Here is an 18,249-nt window from a genome sequence, read left to right on the forward strand (position 1 = left end):
AATCCTTAAGCCCTCAGATTGTTGGCCAGGTTCATCATCGTATCACTAGAAGTTAATGCCCGTGCCGCCATTTGATACATCCGCTGAACTTGCATCATATCCGTCATTTCGCCCGCTAAATCCACATTAGATTCCTCAAGATAACCGGAACGCAAAGATACGTCCGCTGGAACAGCACCTGCCACACCTGCAGCTCCGAATACATTTGCCTCTGTTACACCATTCAACAACACGAACAGGTTATCATCCCGCTGTTCCAGTCCTTCTGGACGCTGTACATCCATTAGCTTGATTCTCTGACCAACTGTCGGAGCCCCAGTTCCATTAGCACGAATCAGCAATTCGCCATCCGAGTTAATAGCCACCTTGGAACCCGCTGGAGCAGTCACAGGAACATCATTGTTATCCAGCACGGAATAACCTTCAGCAGTGGTCAACATCATCGTCGCACTATCATTCGGATCAGGAACAAAATGAAAGCTACCGTCACGGGTCCAAGCTTTTTGCCCATTTCCCTGAACTTCAAACATGGCATTACCTTGAATCGCCAGATCGGTAGGAAGTCCCGTCTCCTTGAGCGGACCTTGCTCCATATTTTTCATGATTGCGGCCGTTTTAACTCCGTAGCCCAAATTATAGCCGAGCGGCATGGCCCGTCCATTTTGGAGATACGTTGAAGGCTGTTGCTGCACATTGGCCAATACATCTTCAAAGGAACCCTGTTTACTCTTATAACCCACTGTATTGATATTAGCAATATTATCGGCAATTAAATCCAAACGCTGCTGCACACTGGCCATAGATACCATTGCGCCAATCATGGAGTTGTTCATCACTTACCCCCTGTTATACACGGCCTACTTCATTAACGGCCTTGTCCAAGCTTTTATCATAAAATTGAATTACCTTCTGATTTGCCTCATACGCTCTTAACGCAGCCATCATATCCACCATCGACTGTGAAGCATCTACATTAGATACCTCCAGATAACCTTGACGAACGGATACAGCATCGTTAGCAGTCATCATTCTAGCTGTAGCACCGTCAGTATCATTCAGGCGAAAATTCCCATTGCCCTCACGAACGAGCTGGTACGGACGATCAATGACACTAATACCGAGCGTCGTCCCCAATGTCTGGTTGGACTGGCTATCTACCAATTCGCCCCGCTCATTTACTTTAAGCTCTGAGACAGCCCCCGTCAATTGAATCGGGTTTCCATTCGTATCCAGCACCGCTGAGCCAGTCGATGAAAGCAATGCTCCCGCTCCATTTACTTGAAAATGTCCATCACGTGTATAACGAACGTTACCATTACTGTCCCGCACCGTAAAAAATGCTTCTGGACGGTAGGTGACTTCACCGTTAGCATTGATGAATTTCCCTGCCTGATCAAAAGCCATAGGTTGACCAGTAGCTGGGTCGTTCACATTAATATTGGACTGTATCGCAAAATCCGTTTCTTGTCCACTGTCCTTTAATGCTCCCTGAATGTAAGGGGAGAGGCTTTCCTCAGCAAAAACGCCAGTATTGAGCTTGCCGACCGTACGGTCCGGGTTATCAGGGTTACCACCCGTCATGGAAATAAGCATTTCGGGGAAAGAACGCTGAACACTATTTTCCTGTTTGTATCCCGTCGTATTCATATTAGCAATATTTTGCGTCACGGTGTCATGGCGTCGTTGTTGTGTCATCAATCCGGCGGCCGCAGTATATAAACCTCTCAACATGTATCGTGCACCCCAATCCTATACTCTGCTAAAATCATATGCTCGCGCGGAGGCACGAAAGCCAAAATGCTAGGCAACCTGTCTGACCGCACACGAGTCTCTTATAGTCATTATCGGCAGATTAGAACTTTTTCTTAACCACATGATCCAAATTATCCAGCATAATTCCTGTACCTTTAACAACACAATGCATCGGATCTTCGGCAACCAGTACTGGAACACGCAGTTCTTCAGCAAGCAGCTCGTCCAATCCGCTAAGCAAGGCGCCGCCACCAGTCAAAATAACACCACGGTCAATAATATCAGCTGACAGTTCCGGTGGGGTCTGCTCCAATACAAACTTGGCCGCAGCAACAATCGCCGATACAGGATCTCTAAGCGCATCCTGCACTTCATCCGCAGAAATACTTAACGTTTTGGGCAATCCGGATACCATATCCCGTCCACGGATGTCCATTTCTGCACGCCGTCCGCTCGGATGCACGGTTCCGATAGCAATCTTGATATCCTCAGCCGTACGTTCCCCGATCAGAAGCTTGTACTTCGTTTTTACATATTTCATGATGGCTGTATCAAATTTGTCCCCTGCCATTTTAATGGAAGAAGCTGTTACGACATCCCCCATAGAGAGGACTGCAACGTCAGTCGTTCCGCCACCAATATCCACTACCATGTTGCCGCTAGGCTCAAAAATATCCATTCCTGCTCCGATGGCAGCCGCTTTTGGTTCTTCCTCCAAAAATACTTCCTTGGCCCCGCTACGCTCCGCCGCTTCACGAATCGCTTTTTGCTCCACAGAGGTAATGTTCGTCGGCGCACAAATTAGAATACGAGGGTGGCTGTACCAGCTTTTTCCCCCTACCCGATTGATAAAATATTTTAACATCGCTTCTGTTACTTCAAAATCGGCGATGACACCATCACGTAATGGACGGATGGCTATGATATTACCAGGAGTACGTCCCACCATACGGCGCGCTTCCTCTCCGACAGCCAGAACTCTTTTTGAATCGCTTTCTATCGCGACAACGGAAGGTTCGTCAAGAACAACCCCCTTCCCTTTGACGTGGATAAGCACGTTGGCCGTACCGAGGTCGATACCGATATCATTACTGAACATATTAAAAAGGCCCCCAAAGTGATATTTTAAAAAGCTAAGATTCGACAAGAAGCGGCAAATATATGTATAAACCTACGGTTACATGTCATTTTTCGTCTTGTACCATCTTTTAACATATCATACTTCAGGGGGTTGATTCAATGGCTTTGCCAGCCAATTCACTATATATTTTTAGGACTTGCCAGAAACGAGAATCTCCCTTCGTTTGCCACTCGTTTTTTTGTACTTAATTTTCGTCGCTTCTCCTCCCCGCAGATGGCGGATGGATTTATGGTATTCGAGAATGTGCTTCACCTGATCGGCAAGATCCGGGTTGATTTCAGGCAGCCGTTCGGTCAGATCTTTATGCACCGTGCTCTTGGAGACACCAAATTCCTTGGCAATCGTACGGACCGTATTCCTTGTTTCCACGATACAGCGACCGATTTTGATGGTCCGTTCCTTGATGTAATCGTGCACGCTCCCGCCTCCCTACTGTGGATAGTTTGGTACATTATATGAGGAGCGTGCCTATATATTCGCGGTTTGGCGGGAAGACATGCTTCCGAAGGCCTATTTATTTGGCAAAAGCAGCTTATGTTTACCTTATGCACAAAAACTACACAAGAAAAAAGCAGGGAATGTGGATTCCCCGCTTTGCATGCAAAGCCATGACCAAATTTATTTTTTAGGAAGCAGACCAGCTGGATTTACAGGCTTGTCATCCTGATACACTTCAAAATGCAGATGTGTTTTCAAATCCTTTTCAAGCTCGTTACGACCCGCTGAAGCAATCACATCGTTTTGTTTCACTTGATCGCCTTCTTTTACTTTCAGATCACTCAAGCTTTGGTACACCGTTTTGAGATTATTATCATGCGTGATTTCTACGACACTACCTACCAGCGGATGTTGTTCCACACGAGATACTTTGCCACTCAGGGCGGCTCTCACTTCAAACGCCTGATCGTCGGCCCGGGAAAGATCAATCCCAGTGTTAGCGGTAAATGTTTTATCGTACTCTACCATAGCTGCCGCCTGCTCATCAGCGGTCGCGTTCTCATCAAAGAACGGCTTTACGACCTGTACTGCGCCAGCATCTGCTACTGGCCATGCGATATTTTCCGACTGGGCAACTACTTCCACGCTTTCTGGCTGTTGTCCGTTAACATCGGTGTTCACTGCACTTGTGCTTTGTACCGATGGACTAGCTGGGTCAGGTTTGAAAGACTTCTGGCTGGCATCCTGATAGACCCATACTAAGGTTAGTATAATGGCTGCTGCGGCAATGTAGGCTGCCGGGTATGCCCACCTTTTGGACAACAGCTTTTTCCACGAAGACGGCCGTGAAGCTCTTCCACCCTGAAAGGTTTTGGGTGTTTCTTCATGGTTTTGGTTCTGGTTTTTATTTTGTTCATTCATTTGCTCATCACCTCAGTAACCAGTGTTACCGGGTGCAACTCTTTTATACTTCAAAGTTTCGAAATATTTACTAACTTAGAATACGAGAGGCTTGCGCAAAAGAAATACCAGTATAATAGTGAAGGAGAATTTGAGTGGCAGTATGACCTTCCTTGGCCATTCCATTGGCTCCCCACTGACTCATACCAACACCATGACCATAACCATAGGTTGTTATAGCAATCCGGTCCCCTTCAGCCTTCCACGTAAACTCAGCCGAACGCAGCCCCAGTTTGTTACGGATTTCCGGCCCTGTAAAGATTGAACCACCAACCTCAATCTTCTTGATGCGATGTCCTTCTGTCTTAGAGAGTATACGAATCTCCGGCATTCTCCCTCCTCCAGTAGAAGCAACTATCGCAGTACGACTCAACCCCAATCTATCGAACACACTCTGACGACTCAGTGTGACGGTTTCTGTATAACGTGGGGCCAACTGCTTGTCCCATGGACTTGACACACTTCGTAAATAGGGCACTGCCTTCGCCCATACATCCTCTGAATTTTCGGTATAGCCATTGCTAGTAGAAAAAAAAGATGCCGTAATGGGCTTCCCCTCATATACCATGATCGTATCCTTGGTGTCTCGTACAGCCTGCTGAATTTTAGCCAGCTCTGCGGATTTACCAGAATGTCCCCATTCTCTAGTAAGTTTAGCTTTAGAGATATAAGCCTGATGTTTAACAGTATCCGTCACATCTGCTCCCGCCGGGGCACCGCTGGTGTCATCAGCCAGCAAACGCCGGGCAATGAAGGTACGCGCGGCAATGGCCTGCGCTTTCAGTGCCTCGCCCTCGAAGCTGGGCGGCATTTCGGCGGCTACTACGCCGACAATGTATTGCTCCAGCGGTAACGTCTCCGTGCGACCGGTAGACGTGACGTACACACGCACGTACGGCTCTGCCGCCACCGGCACGCTGCGCGTTGGAGCAGCGGGCATCGCCGGTATCGGCGGGACACCCGGCAGGCGCGTGACGGACGTCTCGCCCTTTGCCGTTACGCTAGGCGCAGCCGGTGCTGCCGTGCGACTGCTCGGCGGCACCGGCTGCGCCGTCTGGCGAGGCCACGCCATTAGCGCGGGCACAGCCATGGCAAGCACCAGCACCCCTGCCATGGCGGCGAATGGCAGCCATGGGCGGCGGCTGCCCCAGCGCGGGGCACGCCCGGCGGAAGGACGCAGGTGCGGTAGCGGCACCTGCAGCGGGCTTGCAGCGCGTGTGTCATGGACCGCTGCTCCAGCAATAGGCAAAGCCGTATCAACGGAGTTCACAGCGGAAGGCACGGCTGTTGTACGCCGATTGGGCTTGACGCCAATCGGCAATGTACCTCTTGTGTCCGGCTGCTGTTGCATAAGCTTATTTTTCTGTAACGAAGTAGCTATAGAGCCAGAGCGTTCCTCCGCAAGTGAAGCCTGGCGATGTTCCTTAGGATGATGAATGGGTATACGGATGCGAACCTGTGAATCTTTCATAGGCTGAAACCTCCATCAAAGGGCTAAGTGTCCGGCTGGAAGTACTGATATACTCCAGCAGATATTTTCAATCATATGAAGTCGTCCACTTTGATAGAACCGTTTTAAGAGAACTGAAAGAATGAAAAAAACTGGTTGCAAACAACAAAAAAACCAAGCCCTTTCGGACTTGGTTCCTTATTGTTCAAGAATATACTTATGCAACATGAAGCGACATACGTTAAAGCTTAGGCGAGGGAAGGCTGGATCTTCTTAAACAGATTTCCCGACGTCTCTTCCGGCATTACGCGCTCTGTACTGGGCGAATGATTCAGTTTGGACTCTTCCACGGTCACTCTGTAAATGTCCGCTCCCAATCCAGTCAGCTTCTCAGCCAAATGAACGTAACCGCGATCGATGTGATGTACGCCGGATACCTCCGTTGTACCTTCTGCAATGAGTCCGGTCAGAATTAACGCAGCACCTGCACGCAAATCTGTAGAGGTTACTTTCGCACCTGTCAGCTTAGCATTACCAGTTACAATGGCGGAACGACCTTCAACCTTAATTTCCGCATTCATGAGATGAAATTCATCCACATGCATGAAACGATTTTCAAACACGGTTTCCGTAATAATGCTCGTTCCTTCAGCGGCAAGTTGAAGTGCCATCATCTGAGACTGCATATCGGTAGGAAAACCAGGATAAGGCAAAGTTTTAACATCAACGGCCTTTAACGGCTTATCTGCAATGACACGAATTCCGTTCTCATCAGGTTGAATGGTTACACCCATTTCTTCCATCTTGGAAATAACCGGTCCTAAATGATCGGATATTGCGCCTTCTACATATACGTTCCCGCCTGTGATCGCAGCAGCAACCATATAAGTACCTGCTTCTACCCGGTCGGGAATGACCGTATGTTTTACACCATGCAGCTTCTCAACGCCTTCAATACGAATAACGCCCGTGCCCGCACCGCGTACTTTGGCACCCATTCCATTCAGGAAATTTGCGAGATCAACAATCTCAGGTTCCTTAGCAGCATTCTCGATGGTAGTTACGCCCTCAGCAAGAGTAGCGGCCATCATAATATTCTCGGTTGCTCCTACGCTGGCTACATCCAAATAAACTTTAGCTCCACGCAGACGCCCGTTACTTTTAGCTTCAATAAAACCTTGGCCCAGGCTAATCTCCGCGCCCAATGCCTCAAAACCCTTCAAATGCTGATCAATTGGTCGCGTTCCGATTGCGCATCCGCCTGGAAGCGAGATCCTTGTACGTCCCAAACGTGTAAGCAGCGGCCCCATAACCAAGAATGATGCGCGCATTTTCCTAACCCACTCGTAAGGGGCTTCACAGGAAATTATCTTCCGCGCGTCAACACGAATGACCTCATCTTGGTATGTAACGCCTGCTCCTAAGGACTCCAGCACTTTGTTAATGGTCATCACATCGTCTAGAGGAGGTGCATCAATAATAACACTTTCTCCTTCTTCTCCTAGCAGAGAAGCGGCGATGATCGGCAGAACTGAGTTTTTGGCTCCGCTGACTTTGACACTCCCGGTCAATCTGTTGCCACCGCGGACGATAAATTTGCTCATCTATGGTTCCCTCCGCGCGTCATTTCCCTTTTCCATTCTGGAAAAAAAGAACATATTCCGCTATTTTCATGCCTTGCTTTTTCATTACATAAAAAAACAAGATTTTACTAATACCCTAACTGCCATCATACCACTGATTAAAACAAGTATACAAGCGTTTTTTGTACTTGACGACCATTGTACTCTAACTGATTCAGCCAGCTATACATGTATGGTTCTTTTGTTTACCATTGTTAACAATATGACGCGATGTTATTCGACAATTCCCGCAGAGACACAGTCATAAGGTCATATAACCCGCCCACTTCATGTTAAAACAAATTCTAGAGCATCTGACTCCAAGAAATGTAGCTCAACAGGAACCCAGAAACCAACTGTCCCAAAATTATAGCAAGAAACAAGTGTAGCAATCTGCCTTGCGGTCCTTTGGGTTGCCGGATTAACAAATCCAGCTTAAAACTCTGTAAAGCCCACCAAGCTAACGCTATACAGATGAGCGACACGATCATGGAGATCAGCGCGGTCATACTCGCCGATTGACTTAGCTGTTCAGCCAATTGCTGTTTCCCGTTCAACCATAATTCCTCCCATCTGCGTCACAGACTTCTTTATAATACTCGGCGAACGCCTAATATGCCAGTGCTATTTCTGTTTTTAGGACATTTATTTCGACAAAATGTGATTAATCACTTCTGTTTCGTGAATTTAAAAGGTACTAAATACCTAGCAGCCGGGCAAGAAAATAGGACTGTACATTTGGTAATAACAGCTAAAAAAGGGCCCGATCACAGTGATCGAAGGAAGCAAGGTTCTCCCTCACCTTCTACCGGACATTCTTTGGCAGAAATTATGAAGTGGTCTCCTTGTCGTTCCATCCGTATACTATGCCGAACCCTTTTAAAATTCCACTTAAAATCCAATATTAATTCTTATTGGTTCTGATGCTTGTAGCATTTAAACGGTTAAGCGCCCGTTGCAGAGCTACTTCCGCCCGATGATGATCTATCTGTTCCTGCTTGCTCTGGAGCCGCAGTTCTGCCCGCTCCCTTGCCGCACGGGCACGCTCCACATCAATTTCTTCGGAACGTTCCGCACTCTCAGCCAAAATGACCACTTTATCCTTGCGGACTTCAAGAAAGCCCCCATTGACCGCGATCACTTCGGTTTGACCACCGATTTTAATGCGTATCGGTGCAATCTTCAAGGGAGTGACCAAGGGAAGGTGTCCAGGTAAAATCCCAAGATCGCCTTCCGAGCCGCGAACACTGATGCTGTTTACCTGTTCTGTATAAACCAGGCGCTCCGGCGTCACAATCTCTAGTAAATACGTGCTCACTTGAATCCCTCCTGGAAGCTGTCCGCAGACAGCTCACTTCGTAAGGCTCGGCTATTCTTTGCCTGTTGTTTACAACGTTTTAGCTTTTTCAACTGCTTCTTCGATGGCTCCTACAAAAAGAAAAGCCGCTTCTGGAAGATGGTCATACTTGCCTTCCAAAATTTCTTTGAAGCTTCGTACAGTTTCTTTAACCGGCACATATTTACCTGGGAAGCCGTTAAATGCTTCGGCAACGTGGAAAGGTTGAGAAAGGAAACGCTGGATTTTACGTGCACGTGCCACCAACATTTTATCTTCTTCACTCAGCTCGTCCATACCCAGGATGGCAATGATATCCTGAAGCTCATTGTAGCGGGCCAAAATTTGTTTTACCCCTTGTGCTACATTGTAATGCTCTTCACCCACAACGTCTGGAGCCAAAATACGGGAGCTTGATGCGAGTGGATCAACCGCCGGGTAAATACCCATTTCGGAAATTTTACGTTCCAGATTCGTTGTAGCATCCAAATGGGCAAACGTTGTAGCAGGAGCCGGGTCAGTGTAGTCATCCGCAGGCACATAGATCGCCTGAATGGAAGTAACAGAACCTTTTTTAGTAGAAGTAATCCGTTCTTGCAATTGACCCATCTCAGTAGCCAGCGTAGGCTGGTAACCTACTGCTGAAGGCATACGTCCCAACAGGGCAGAAACTTCAGAACCTGCTTGAGTAAAGCGGAAAATGTTATCAATAAAGAGCAACACGTCACGGCCTTCTTGGTCACGGAAGTATTCCGCCATCGTCAGACCTGTGAGAGCTACACGCAAACGTGCACCCGGAGGCTCGTTCATTTGTCCGAACACCATCGCTGTTTTGTTGATAACGCCGGAATCTCTCATTTCATGGTACAAGTCATTTCCTTCACGTGTGCGTTCACCTACACCCGCAAATACAGAAATACCACCATGCTCCTGAGCGATATTGTTAATCAATTCTTGAATGGTTACGGTTTTACCTACACCAGCACCACCAAACAATCCGACTTTACCACCCTTAGCATAAGGAGCCAGCAAGTCGATAACTTTAATACCGGTTTCGAGCATCTCTGCTTGAGTTGTCAGCTCATCGAAAGAAGGAGCTTGACGGTGAATCGGATTTCTAGCCGTTTCACTCATATCAGCACCATTATCAATTGGCGTTCCAAGCACGTTAAATACGCGTCCAAGAGTAGCTTCGCCGACAGGTACTGAAATAGGTGCTCCCAGATCTATGGCTTCAGCCCCACGAACCAAACCATCTGTGGAAGACATGGCAATACAACGCACACGGTTGTCACCTAGATGTTTTGAAGCTTCGAGCGTCAGATCAATTTTGACTCCGCTCTCCAGCACAGTCCCAATATGAATGGCATTCAGGATTTCCGGAAGTTGTCCACGTTCGAACTCAACGTCGACAACCGGACCCATGATGCTCACTACGCGTCCTTTGTTCATCTTTTGGTTTCCCTCCTACAAGCTTGCACAGCCGCAAATCCGAACCACTCTGATTTGTTTTGCGCCCGCAATTTATCATAATAGTGTAGACCCTGCTATAAAACAGTCGCAACAAGCCTAATTAAGACTGAGCGCTTGCCCCTGCAACGATTTCCGTAATTTCCTGGGTAATAGCCGCTTGACGAGCACGGTTATAGGTCAAGGAAAGCTCACCAATTAACTTGGAAGCATTCTTCGTAGCAGATCCCATCGCCGTCATCTTCGCTCCCAGTTCACTAGCTTTACCATCCAGCAAAGCGCCGTAAATGAGCGTTTCCGCGTAACGCGGCAGCAATACTTCCAGCACTCCTTCTGGTGAAGGCTCATACTCATAGTTAATTGAGGATGAAGCTGTAGCTGAATCCGGTGTTGCCATTGGTAACAGACGGTCAACTGTTGGAATTTGAGTCAATGCGTTGACAAAGCGGTTATAGCATAGATAAAGCTCATCAAATTCTTTAAGTTCAAAGCCTTGTACAGCCTTGCTTGCAATTGTTTTGATATCTGCAAAAGCAGGTGTATCCGACAGATCTGTTACCGATTCAGCGATAGGAAATTCACGACGTCTGAAATAATCCCGTCCTTTTCGTCCAATGATGAAAATCACAAATTCATCCTGTGAACGGTGACGTTCAGAAATCGTCTGCGTAACCTGTCGTAAAATATTGGCGTTATAACCACCAGCCAGACCACGATCAGATGTAATGATGAGATAAGCAGTCTTTTTAACCGGACGCGTTTCCAGCATTGGATGCTTGATGTTATTCGCTCCAGAAGCAATGCTACTCACAACTTCCTTAAGCTTTTCCGAGTAAGGACGAGCCGACTCCGCTTTCTCCTGAGCTTTTCTCAGCTTGGATGCAGCGACCATTTCCATCGCTTTCGTGATCTGCTTCGTACTCTGCACACTTTTAATCTGACGTTTAATCTCGCGCATACCTTTTGCCATGATTTCACCACCTTTAAGCTCTAGCAAAGCCAAAGCTAACTTCGTAAGCAATCCCTTAGCTTGGGCCAAGTCCAAGCACTTCGTAAGATTCAAATCCAGCCGGACATATGTTAAAGGGCCTGTTATTGAGGGTAAAACATGCCAAGGAAGCCAAAACCCGGAGGGCACGCTTCCTTAGTACATCTTTCATCATAAACAGGCAAATTCCAATGTATTAAACCGACGTGGCGAATGATTTTTTGAATTTCTCGATAGCCGCCTTCAAAGCCGCTTCGTTATCAGCAACCAGGTCTTTCGTGTCGCGGATAGATTGAAGCACGTCTTGATGGTCAGACACCATGAAAGACAGGAAGTCTTTTTCAAAACGTTTTACATCCGCTACAGGGATATCATCAAGGAAGCCTTTTACAGCAGTATACAAGCTCACTACTTGTTGCTCTACAGCAAGCGGTTGGTTAACACCTTGTTTCAAAATTTCCATCATGCGTGCGCCGCGATCCAGACGGGCTTTTGTGGATTTATCCAAGTCGGACCCGAATTGGGAGAACGCTTGAAGCTCACGATATTGAGCAAGATCCAGACGCAGGGAACCTGCTACCTTTTTCATCGCTTTAATCTGAGCTGAACCACCTACACGGGATACAGAAATACCTACGTTGATCGCCGGACGTTGCCCTGCATAGAACAAGTCAGCTTCCAAGAAGATCTGTCCATCCGTGATGGAAATAACGTTGGTTGGAATATATGCAGAAACGTCGGAAGCCTGTGTCTCGATGAACGGCAATGCGGTAAGTGATCCGCCGCCCAACTCATCATTTAGCTTCGCTGCACGTTCCAGCAAACGAGAGTGAAGATAGAAAACGTCACCCGGATATGCTTCACGACCCGGTGGACGACGCAGCAACAGGGACAGTTCCCGGTAAGCTGACGCTTGTTTAGTCAAGTCATCATAAACAACAAGGACATGCTCGCCTTTGTACATGAAATACTCACCCATGGCGCAGCCAGAGTAAGGAGCAATGTACAGCAATGGTGATGGTTCGGAAGCAGATGCCGTAACGACAATCGTGTATTCCAGCGCACCGTGACGACGCAATGTTTCAACAACTTGAGCTACCGTGGATTGTTTTTGACCAATAGCGACATAAATACATTTCATGCCGTTACCTTTTTGGTTCAAAATTGCATCAATTGCGATAGAAGTTTTACCTGTTTGACGGTCACCGATGATCAACTCACGTTGACCACGACCAATCGGAACCATCGCATCAATAGCTTTAATCCCCGTCTGCATAGGCTCATGTACCGATTTACGGGCCATAACGCCTGGAGCCTGACTTTCAACCGGACGGAATTCTGTTGTAGCAATCGGTCCTTTACCGTCTACTGGTTGTCCCAGTGGGTTAACTACACGTCCGATCAATGCTTCCCCTACAGGGACCTGCATGATTTGACCTGTACGTTTTACTTGACCGCCTTCACGAATGTCGGAGAATTGACCCAAAATAACAACACCGACATTGCTTTCTTCCACGTTGAGCGCCAAGCCCAATACGCCAGTGTCGAATTCAACCAATTCACCGGCCATAACTTTTTCCAGTCCGTAGACGCGGGCAATACCGTCGCCGACTTCAACAACAGTGCCGACTTCAACGACCTCGATATCATTTTTATATTGTTCAATCTGACTTTTAATCAATGAACTGATTTCCTCAGGTTTGATACTCAAGTGTGTTCACCCCTATCTTCTATACTCGTCTGTTAAAGGATTTCTCGAGACGATCCAGCTTGCCGGCCAGACTGCCGTCGTACAGTGTATCGCCGATAACCACTTTCAATCCGCCCAGTAGACTCGGGTCCACTATATTTTCCACACGGATTGTTTTATGTTCACGGGCTCCGAATTCCTCGGCTACCGCTGTTTTTTCCTGATCACTTAAAGCATAAGTCGAATACACCTTTGCATGAGCAATTCCCAGCTTGTATTCCTGAATATCGAGGTATCCGGCAAGGAGAGATTCGAACAAATCTGCTCTACTACGCTGAATCAACAGCTTGATCGTGTTAATTAGCGAGGCAGAAAGCTTGCCTTCAAAACTGTTAGCCAGAACTTGAAGCTTGACCGCTTCCGTAATGTTAGGAGAATTAATGAATTTACGGATTTCAGCATCCCCCGATACAGCCTCTACAAAAGCACGTAGCTCCTGCTCGGTTTCCATAATGGTCTGTTCCTGCTCTGCCACTTCAAACAAAGCTTTCGCATACCGTTTGGCTACTACCGTATCCCGGCTCATGCTTTGCCTCCTACCTCTTTAAGGTATTGGTCGACAAGCTCTCCCTGGACTTGGTCTTCCTTGATTTCCTTTTGAATCAGTTTGGAAGCAATTTGTACCGAAGCTTTACCCACTTCGCTGCGCAGTTCGGCAACCGCCTTATTACGCTCGCTTGTGATTTCACGAACAGCTTCGTCTTTCAGGCGGACAGCTTCGTCTTTAGCCTGAACAATAATTTGCTCCGCTTGTTTGTTACCTGTTTGTTTTGACTGCTCGATAATGTCGTACGCTTCCTTACGTGCCTGCTGGAGAGCCTGCTTTTGCTCCTCAACATAAGCAGCAGCCTGTTCACGCGTCTGTGCCGCTTCATTCATTTGCTGTAATACAAGCTGACGCCGCTTCTCCATAACGGAAAAGAGAGGGCCGAATGCATAACGCGTCAGTAACCAGTACAAGATCAAAAATGCAATGATTGTGAAAACGATACTTGTCCAATTTAAACTCAATTGAAGTCACTCCTTTCCGGTGAACGTCGGTTCTGGATCTTTCATGTTCAAACGAACAAAGAAGGCGCGGATGGCTGTGCCTTCCCCGCCAAACCTTGCTTCCATTCAATTAAGCACCTGCGTAGAAAATGAATGCCAGAACGACCCCGATGATTGGCAGGGCTTCGACCAGACCTACACCGATAAACATTACCGTTTGCAACGTTGCTTTTGCTTCAGGCTGACGAGCGATACCTTCAACTGTTTTACTTACGATCAGACCGTTACCAATACCTGCGCCCAAAGCGCCCAAACCTACTGCGATTGCAGCTGCGATATATGCCCAAACTCCCATTTTAAAAATCCTCCTTAGTGATGTGTATTTATATTGTACATGTATTTGCAGTTAAGAGCGAAGCGTACTCCTGAACTTAACTAAAAACCGGAAAACGAGCTTGTCTAATGCTCTTCTTCATGCGTGTCAATGGACTGCGAAATGTATACAAACGTCAGAATCGTGAAGACGAACGCTTGAATACTGCCGACAAAGATACTAAATCCTTGCCAAACAACGAGTCCCAATACGGAAGCAATCCAGCCTCCTACACCAAGTGCTGTCAATTTCAGCAGAACACTGATCAAAACTTCGCCGGCAAAAATATTACCGAATAGACGCATACCATGTGTCAATAGTTTTGAGAACTGCTCAATCAAGTTAATTGGCAAAAAGAATGGAAATGGCTGAACGTAATGCTTGAAGTAAGCTTTGGTATTGCGGAAGATTCCCAGGAAATGAACCAGGACAAAGATCATTAAAGCGAGTCCAATAGATACCCCTGCATCTGCAGTAGGTGATTTCCACCAGCTGATGCCTACATGGGCAGCTTCGCCTGGGTGAGACGCCTGTGCTTGTTCTAATGCTTCTTTGACTGGAATGATTTCATGTCCAAATACTTGGGCACTTTGCGCATTATCGAATTCGGTCACAATCCCGAACGGTAAGCCCAGCATATTCCCCACGAAAATGAACATGATCAGCGTCATCCCCAAGGAGAGGAATGGCTTCCCTTTTTTCAAATCCATCGTGCTGGTAATCAGTCCTTGAACGAATTCTACGACCCATTCCATAAAATTTTGCAACTTGCTTGGATTGTCCACAGACAAATTGCGCGTTGCAGCAAATGCCAGTCCAAATACAATCGCACAAGTCACAATAAGCATAATAATGACGGACAAGTCAATGTTAAACCCGCCCAATTGGATAATCGGTGATTCATGCAACATGTTTTCTCACCCCTTTCTCAGTTGAGCCATCATTTTTCCTGAAGCGCGAATATGATGCCTATAATTAACAGAAGAAATTGTCCAGTCACCAGGCTTGCCATTACAGCGATCTCATGGAAATAGGCCGGAAATTCTATCGCCAGCACCACTGCCAAAATTGAGGTCCCTAATCGAACGCCAAAGCCAATACCAAACACTCTCTTCTTTCTTTCACCGGCGGCCGCACTCGCAACCTGTCGAATTTTGTAGGCCATATACAGCACATTTAGACAGCTTACTCCCGTTCCCAGAATGATTCCGTGAGCAATGTCACGATGTTGGGGCATGAAGGCGGAGACCAGGAAACACAGAGCCATAATACCAAGCGCTACGATCCATAACATTTTTTGCATACGGGTCATCTCATTCATGGTTATCCCTCAGTACCTTTCCGATCACAAGGGCAATACTTAATGCGCCTACAACCAAGCCTGCGAGAACGCTTACGCCAATCCAAATTCCGGAGCCACCAAGTTTGGCATCAAGCCATTTTCCTGCATAGAAACCACCCAGTGTGCATATCGCCAAATCAATGCCGATCGCGCTCACCAGTCCTATAGCCTTAAAGGCATTTCCGGTGTTATTTCGGTTGTTGTTTTGCTTGGAAGGTTTGACCACTTTTCCATGTCACCCCTGCAATTCCAGTCCATTTTACTTAAATATAAGATACTTTGTCAATTGAGATATTTTAGTGCCCTAAAGTATAAAATCAAACGACAAAGCATCTTAAATTGCTGTATCCCTTGGTAACCGTACAGTTTAACTGTATGCTTGCCTTGTAAAGAATAATTATATCGGACGAACGCCTTTTGTGAACATTGTGTGAAATTCTTCAGGGCGTTCGGATTGAACACCATAATGGTGCAAAATCGCATTGACAATTCTTACTGATGCTTGTCCATCACCGTAAGGATTCGCTGCTTGGCTCATAGATTCGTACAACGCGGAATCTGTCAAAAGTGCCTTGGTCCGATTGTACACGTTCTCTTCACTCGTACCCACCAGTTCCAAGGTGCCCGCTTCAATTCCTTCTGGTCTTTCAGTCGTATCACGCAGCACCAGAACAGGGACTCCGAACGAAGGCGCTTCTTCCTGAAGCCCACCGGAATCCGTAAGGATCAGATGTGTATGTGGGTAAAAATTGTGCAGATCCACAACATCCAGCGGATCAATCAGCTTAATACGCGGATGGTTGCCTAAAATCTCAAATGCAGGTTCCTTCACAGCCGGACTCGGATGAACCGGGTAAACAATAGCGATATCCTCAAACTCATCCGCAATTCGCTTAACCGCATTAAAAATCTGACGATGCGGTTCCCCTTGGGATTCCCGGCGATGTGCTGTCATAAGAATCAGGCGTTTGCCCTGAGCCCAGTCCAGTACGGGGTGCTCGTAATCCTGGCGAACCGTATACTGAAATACGTCAGTTACTGTATTGCCTGTAACATATATTCGCGATTCAGGCTTATTTTCCTTCCGCAAATTTCCAGCAGATAAAGAAGTAGGCGAGAAATGCAGATCAGACAGCACGCCTGTGAGCTGACGGTTCATTTCTTCAGGATATGGAGAAAGCTTGTTCCACGTCCGCAAGCCTGCTTCCACATGCCCTACTTCAATCTGCTGCATAAAGGCTGCATAGCTGGCGAGGAAAGTGGTCAGCGTATCGCCGTGAACCAACACGATATCGGGCTTGGCCTCACGCAATACAGGTTCCAGACCTTGAAGTACCCGCATGGAGATTTCATTAAGTGTCTGGCGATCCTTCATTACGTCCAGATCATAGTCAGGGTGAATATTGAAAACTTCCAGAACCTGATCAAGCATCTGGCGATGTTGAGCCGTAACGCATACCACGGACTCGATATGCTCCGGGTGACGCTGAAGCTCCAAAATAAGAGGAGCCATCTTAATCGCTTCCGGACGCACACCAAAAATTGTCATCACTTTGATTTTGGACATTTTCTGTTGAACCCCTTTTCATAATAAATGTCCGCTTCACAGATCTTCCTTATTCAGAAAAACGACCTGTCATAACGTCCATAGATTTTGCCGAACCGCCAAAGGCAGTCTACTTGGTTCCGTACAAGCGGTCTCCCGCGTCACCAAGACCTGGAATGATGTATCCATGATCATCCAGACGCTCGTCCAATGCAGCGACGTAGATGTCTACATCAGGATGCGCATCCTGCACAGCTTTGACTCCTTCAGGAGCAGCAATCAGATTCATCATTTTAATTTGAGTGCAACCTCTCTTTTTCAACACATCAATCGCCGCAATTGCCGAGCCCCCCGTTGCAAGCATCGGATCAATCACGATCAATTCACGCTCAGTTACATCTGTAGGCAGCTTCGTATAGTATTCTACGGGTTGCAGCGTCTCAGGATCGCGGAACAGTCCCACATGGCCTACCTTTGCTGCAGGCAGCAGCTTTACTACGCCATCCAGCATACCCAAGCCTGCACGCAGAATCGGAATAAGACCCAGCATACGTCCTGAAATCACTTTACCTTCTGTCTCAGCAACCGGTGTCTGCACCGTAATGCTTTCCAGCGGGATATCCCGTGTAATTTCATAAGCCATCAATGTTGCTACTTCATCCACCAGCTCGCGGAAATCCTTGGTGTTTGTCCGCACATCGCGGATAAATGTAAGTTTGTGTTGGATCAAAGGGTGATCGCAAACCACCAGTTTCGCCATAATATATTCCCTCCGGTATTATCGTCACGTTCTTTCGCGCCAGCATATCGAACTATCCTGAGTCGAAAGGATCTATGTAACCTATTTGTACAAACCAAATAAGCACAGATGCAATGCGTGCCTGTAAATCCTGTTTATTATAACATTCCCTTGATTGATTTAACACCTGCCACCGCAACCTTTTGTCAAGGGAAAGATATGACATGTAAAATACTTATTAAGACCACTTCACGTGTGACTTTCGTCACATAAAAACACATCAAAAAGGCTCTGACGGCACTTGACCGTCAAAGCCTGTGGACTTTAAGCTTCCTGCCCGACCTATCCCCTT

The 18,249-nt window shown here is 47.0% G+C and carries 20 protein-coding genes; all 20 read right to left on the reverse strand.

Features of this window, described 5'->3' with window-relative positions; translation table 11 throughout:
- Window positions 1-5: 5 nt before the first annotated feature.
- The 20 genes from JOE49_RS03365 to upp all read right to left on the reverse strand — a co-directional run bounded on the left by JOE49_RS03365 (window position 6) and on the right by upp (window position 17,918).
- Window positions 6-833 carry a flagellar hook-basal body protein gene (locus JOE49_RS03365; RefSeq protein ID WP_028542172.1) on the reverse strand — a complete coding sequence of 276 codons (828 nt, stop codon included), beginning with the start codon at window positions 831-833 and terminating at the stop codon, window positions 6-8.
- A gap of 13 nt (window positions 834-846) precedes the next feature.
- Complete coding sequence (locus tag JOE49_RS03370; RefSeq protein WP_160788470.1) at window positions 847-1,731, reverse strand: flagellar hook-basal body protein; 885 nt, start codon at window positions 1,729-1,731, stop codon at window positions 847-849.
- A 121-nt stretch (window positions 1,732-1,852) separates the two neighbouring features.
- Window positions 1,853-2,851, reverse strand: coding sequence for a rod shape-determining protein (gene mreB, locus JOE49_RS03375; RefSeq protein WP_013312317.1), 999 nt, complete (start codon window positions 2,849-2,851; stop codon window positions 1,853-1,855).
- Window positions 2,852-3,022: 171 nt separating this feature from the next.
- Window positions 3,023-3,310, reverse strand: a complete 288-nt coding sequence (spoIIID, locus tag JOE49_RS03380) for a sporulation transcriptional regulator SpoIIID (RefSeq protein WP_007432737.1) — start codon at window positions 3,308-3,310, stop codon at window positions 3,023-3,025.
- A gap of 201 nt (window positions 3,311-3,511) precedes the next feature.
- Window positions 3,512-4,252, reverse strand: coding sequence for a M23 family metallopeptidase (locus JOE49_RS03385; protein ID WP_013312318.1), 741 nt, complete (start codon window positions 4,250-4,252; stop codon window positions 3,512-3,514).
- Between the two features lie 70 nt (window positions 4,253-4,322).
- On the reverse strand, window positions 4,323-5,762 hold the full coding sequence (spoIID, locus tag JOE49_RS03390) for a stage II sporulation protein D (protein WP_209940560.1): 1,440 nt from the start codon (window positions 5,760-5,762) through the stop codon (window positions 4,323-4,325).
- A 227-nt stretch (window positions 5,763-5,989) separates the two neighbouring features.
- Window positions 5,990-7,345, reverse strand: a complete 1,356-nt coding sequence (gene murA, locus JOE49_RS03395; RefSeq protein WP_028542175.1) for a UDP-N-acetylglucosamine 1-carboxyvinyltransferase — start codon at window positions 7,343-7,345, stop codon at window positions 5,990-5,992.
- 323 nt (window positions 7,346-7,668) lie between these two features.
- Window positions 7,669-7,920 (reverse strand): DUF1146 family protein, encoded by a 252-nt coding sequence (locus JOE49_RS03400; protein WP_013312321.1) that lies wholly within the window; start codon window positions 7,918-7,920, stop codon window positions 7,669-7,671.
- A gap of 347 nt (window positions 7,921-8,267) precedes the next feature.
- Entirely contained in the window at window positions 8,268-8,681 is a 414-nt protein-coding gene (locus tag JOE49_RS03405) for a F0F1 ATP synthase subunit epsilon (RefSeq protein ID WP_013312322.1), read from the reverse strand.
- A 69-nt stretch (window positions 8,682-8,750) separates the two neighbouring features.
- The gene (gene atpD / locus JOE49_RS03410) at window positions 8,751-10,151 is read right to left on the reverse strand and encodes a F0F1 ATP synthase subunit beta (RefSeq protein ID WP_013312323.1); all 1,401 of its coding nucleotides are present in this window, start codon (window positions 10,149-10,151) and stop codon (window positions 8,751-8,753) included.
- Between the two features lie 121 nt (window positions 10,152-10,272).
- A complete protein-coding gene (atpG, locus tag JOE49_RS03415; protein WP_023990707.1) occupies window positions 10,273-11,139 on the reverse strand; it encodes an ATP synthase F1 subunit gamma in 867 nt (288 codons plus the stop codon).
- A 214-nt stretch (window positions 11,140-11,353) separates the two neighbouring features.
- Window positions 11,354-12,868 (reverse strand): F0F1 ATP synthase subunit alpha, encoded by a 1,515-nt coding sequence (gene atpA / locus JOE49_RS03420; RefSeq protein ID WP_013312325.1) that lies wholly within the window; start codon window positions 12,866-12,868, stop codon window positions 11,354-11,356.
- Between the two features lie 19 nt (window positions 12,869-12,887).
- Complete coding sequence (locus tag JOE49_RS03425; RefSeq protein WP_013312326.1) at window positions 12,888-13,433, reverse strand: F0F1 ATP synthase subunit delta; 546 nt, start codon at window positions 13,431-13,433, stop codon at window positions 12,888-12,890.
- Window positions 13,430-13,918 (reverse strand): F0F1 ATP synthase subunit B, encoded by a 489-nt coding sequence (gene atpF, locus JOE49_RS03430; protein ID WP_023990709.1) that lies wholly within the window; start codon window positions 13,916-13,918, stop codon window positions 13,430-13,432. Before atpF ends, JOE49_RS03425 begins: the two co-directional genes overlap by 4 nt.
- 109 nt (window positions 13,919-14,027) lie before the next feature.
- Entirely contained in the window at window positions 14,028-14,252 is a 225-nt protein-coding gene (gene atpE, locus JOE49_RS03435) for a F0F1 ATP synthase subunit C (RefSeq protein WP_007432750.1), read from the reverse strand.
- Window positions 14,253-14,356: 104 nt separating this feature from the next.
- Entirely contained in the window at window positions 14,357-15,181 is an 825-nt protein-coding gene (gene atpB / locus JOE49_RS03440) for a F0F1 ATP synthase subunit A (protein WP_028542178.1), read from the reverse strand.
- Window positions 15,182-15,210: 29 nt separating this feature from the next.
- Entirely contained in the window at window positions 15,211-15,591 is a 381-nt protein-coding gene (locus tag JOE49_RS03445; protein WP_013312329.1) for an ATP synthase subunit I, read from the reverse strand.
- Window positions 15,584-15,838: an AtpZ/AtpI family protein gene (locus tag JOE49_RS03450; RefSeq protein WP_023990711.1), complete on the reverse strand. Its 255-nt coding sequence runs from the start codon at window positions 15,836-15,838 to the stop codon at window positions 15,584-15,586. Before JOE49_RS03450 ends, JOE49_RS03445 begins: the two co-directional genes overlap by 8 nt.
- Window positions 15,839-16,009: 171 nt before the next feature.
- Window positions 16,010-17,179 carry a non-hydrolyzing UDP-N-acetylglucosamine 2-epimerase gene (gene wecB, locus JOE49_RS03455; protein WP_023990712.1) on the reverse strand — a complete coding sequence of 390 codons (1,170 nt, stop codon included), beginning with the start codon at window positions 17,177-17,179 and terminating at the stop codon, window positions 16,010-16,012.
- A gap of 109 nt (window positions 17,180-17,288) precedes the next feature.
- Window positions 17,289-17,918 carry a uracil phosphoribosyltransferase gene (gene upp / locus JOE49_RS03460; RefSeq protein WP_013312332.1) on the reverse strand — a complete coding sequence of 210 codons (630 nt, stop codon included), beginning with the start codon at window positions 17,916-17,918 and terminating at the stop codon, window positions 17,289-17,291.
- Window positions 17,919-18,249 lie beyond the last annotated feature (331 nt).

The organism is Paenibacillus sp. PvR133 (genome assembly GCF_017833155.1).
Taxonomy (GTDB): Bacteria; Bacillota; Bacilli; order Paenibacillales; family Paenibacillaceae; genus Paenibacillus; species Paenibacillus polymyxa_B.

Coding starts and splice junctions, on each gene's coding strand:
- JOE49_RS03365 (WP_028542172.1), bottom strand. CDS start 833: ATGAACAACTCCATGATTGGCGCAATGGTATCTATGGCCAGTGTGCAG.
- JOE49_RS03370 (WP_160788470.1), bottom strand. CDS start 1,731: ATGTTGAGAGGTTTATATACTGCGGCCGCCGGATTGATGACACAACAA.
- mreB (WP_013312317.1), bottom strand. CDS start 2,851: ATGTTCAGTAATGATATCGGTATCGACCTCGGTACGGCCAACGTGCTT.
- JOE49_RS03385 (WP_013312318.1), bottom strand. CDS start 4,252: ATGAATGAACAAAATAAAAACCAGAACCAAAACCATGAAGAAACACCC.
- spoIID (WP_209940560.1), bottom strand. CDS start 5,762: ATGAAAGATTCACAGGTTCGCATCCGTATACCCATTCATCATCCTAAG.
- murA (WP_028542175.1), bottom strand. CDS start 7,345: ATGAGCAAATTTATCGTCCGCGGTGGCAACAGATTGACCGGGAGTGTC.
- atpD (WP_013312323.1), bottom strand. CDS start 10,151: ATGAACAAAGGACGCGTAGTGAGCATCATGGGTCCGGTTGTCGACGTT.
- atpG (WP_023990707.1), bottom strand. CDS start 11,139: ATGGCAAAAGGTATGCGCGAGATTAAACGTCAGATTAAAAGTGTGCAG.
- JOE49_RS03425 (WP_013312326.1), bottom strand. CDS start 13,433: ATGAGCCGGGATACGGTAGTAGCCAAACGGTATGCGAAAGCTTTGTTT.
- atpE (WP_007432750.1), bottom strand. CDS start 14,252: ATGGGAGTTTGGGCATATATCGCAGCTGCAATCGCAGTAGGTTTGGGC.
- atpB (WP_028542178.1), bottom strand. CDS start 15,181: ATGTTGCATGAATCACCGATTATCCAATTGGGCGGGTTTAACATTGAC.
- JOE49_RS03445 (WP_013312329.1), bottom strand. CDS start 15,591: ATGAATGAGATGACCCGTATGCAAAAAATGTTATGGATCGTAGCGCTT.
- wecB (WP_023990712.1), bottom strand. CDS start 17,179: ATGTCCAAAATCAAAGTGATGACAATTTTTGGTGTGCGTCCGGAAGCG.
- upp (WP_013312332.1), bottom strand. CDS start 17,918: ATGGCGAAACTGGTGGTTTGCGATCACCCTTTGATCCAACACAAACTT.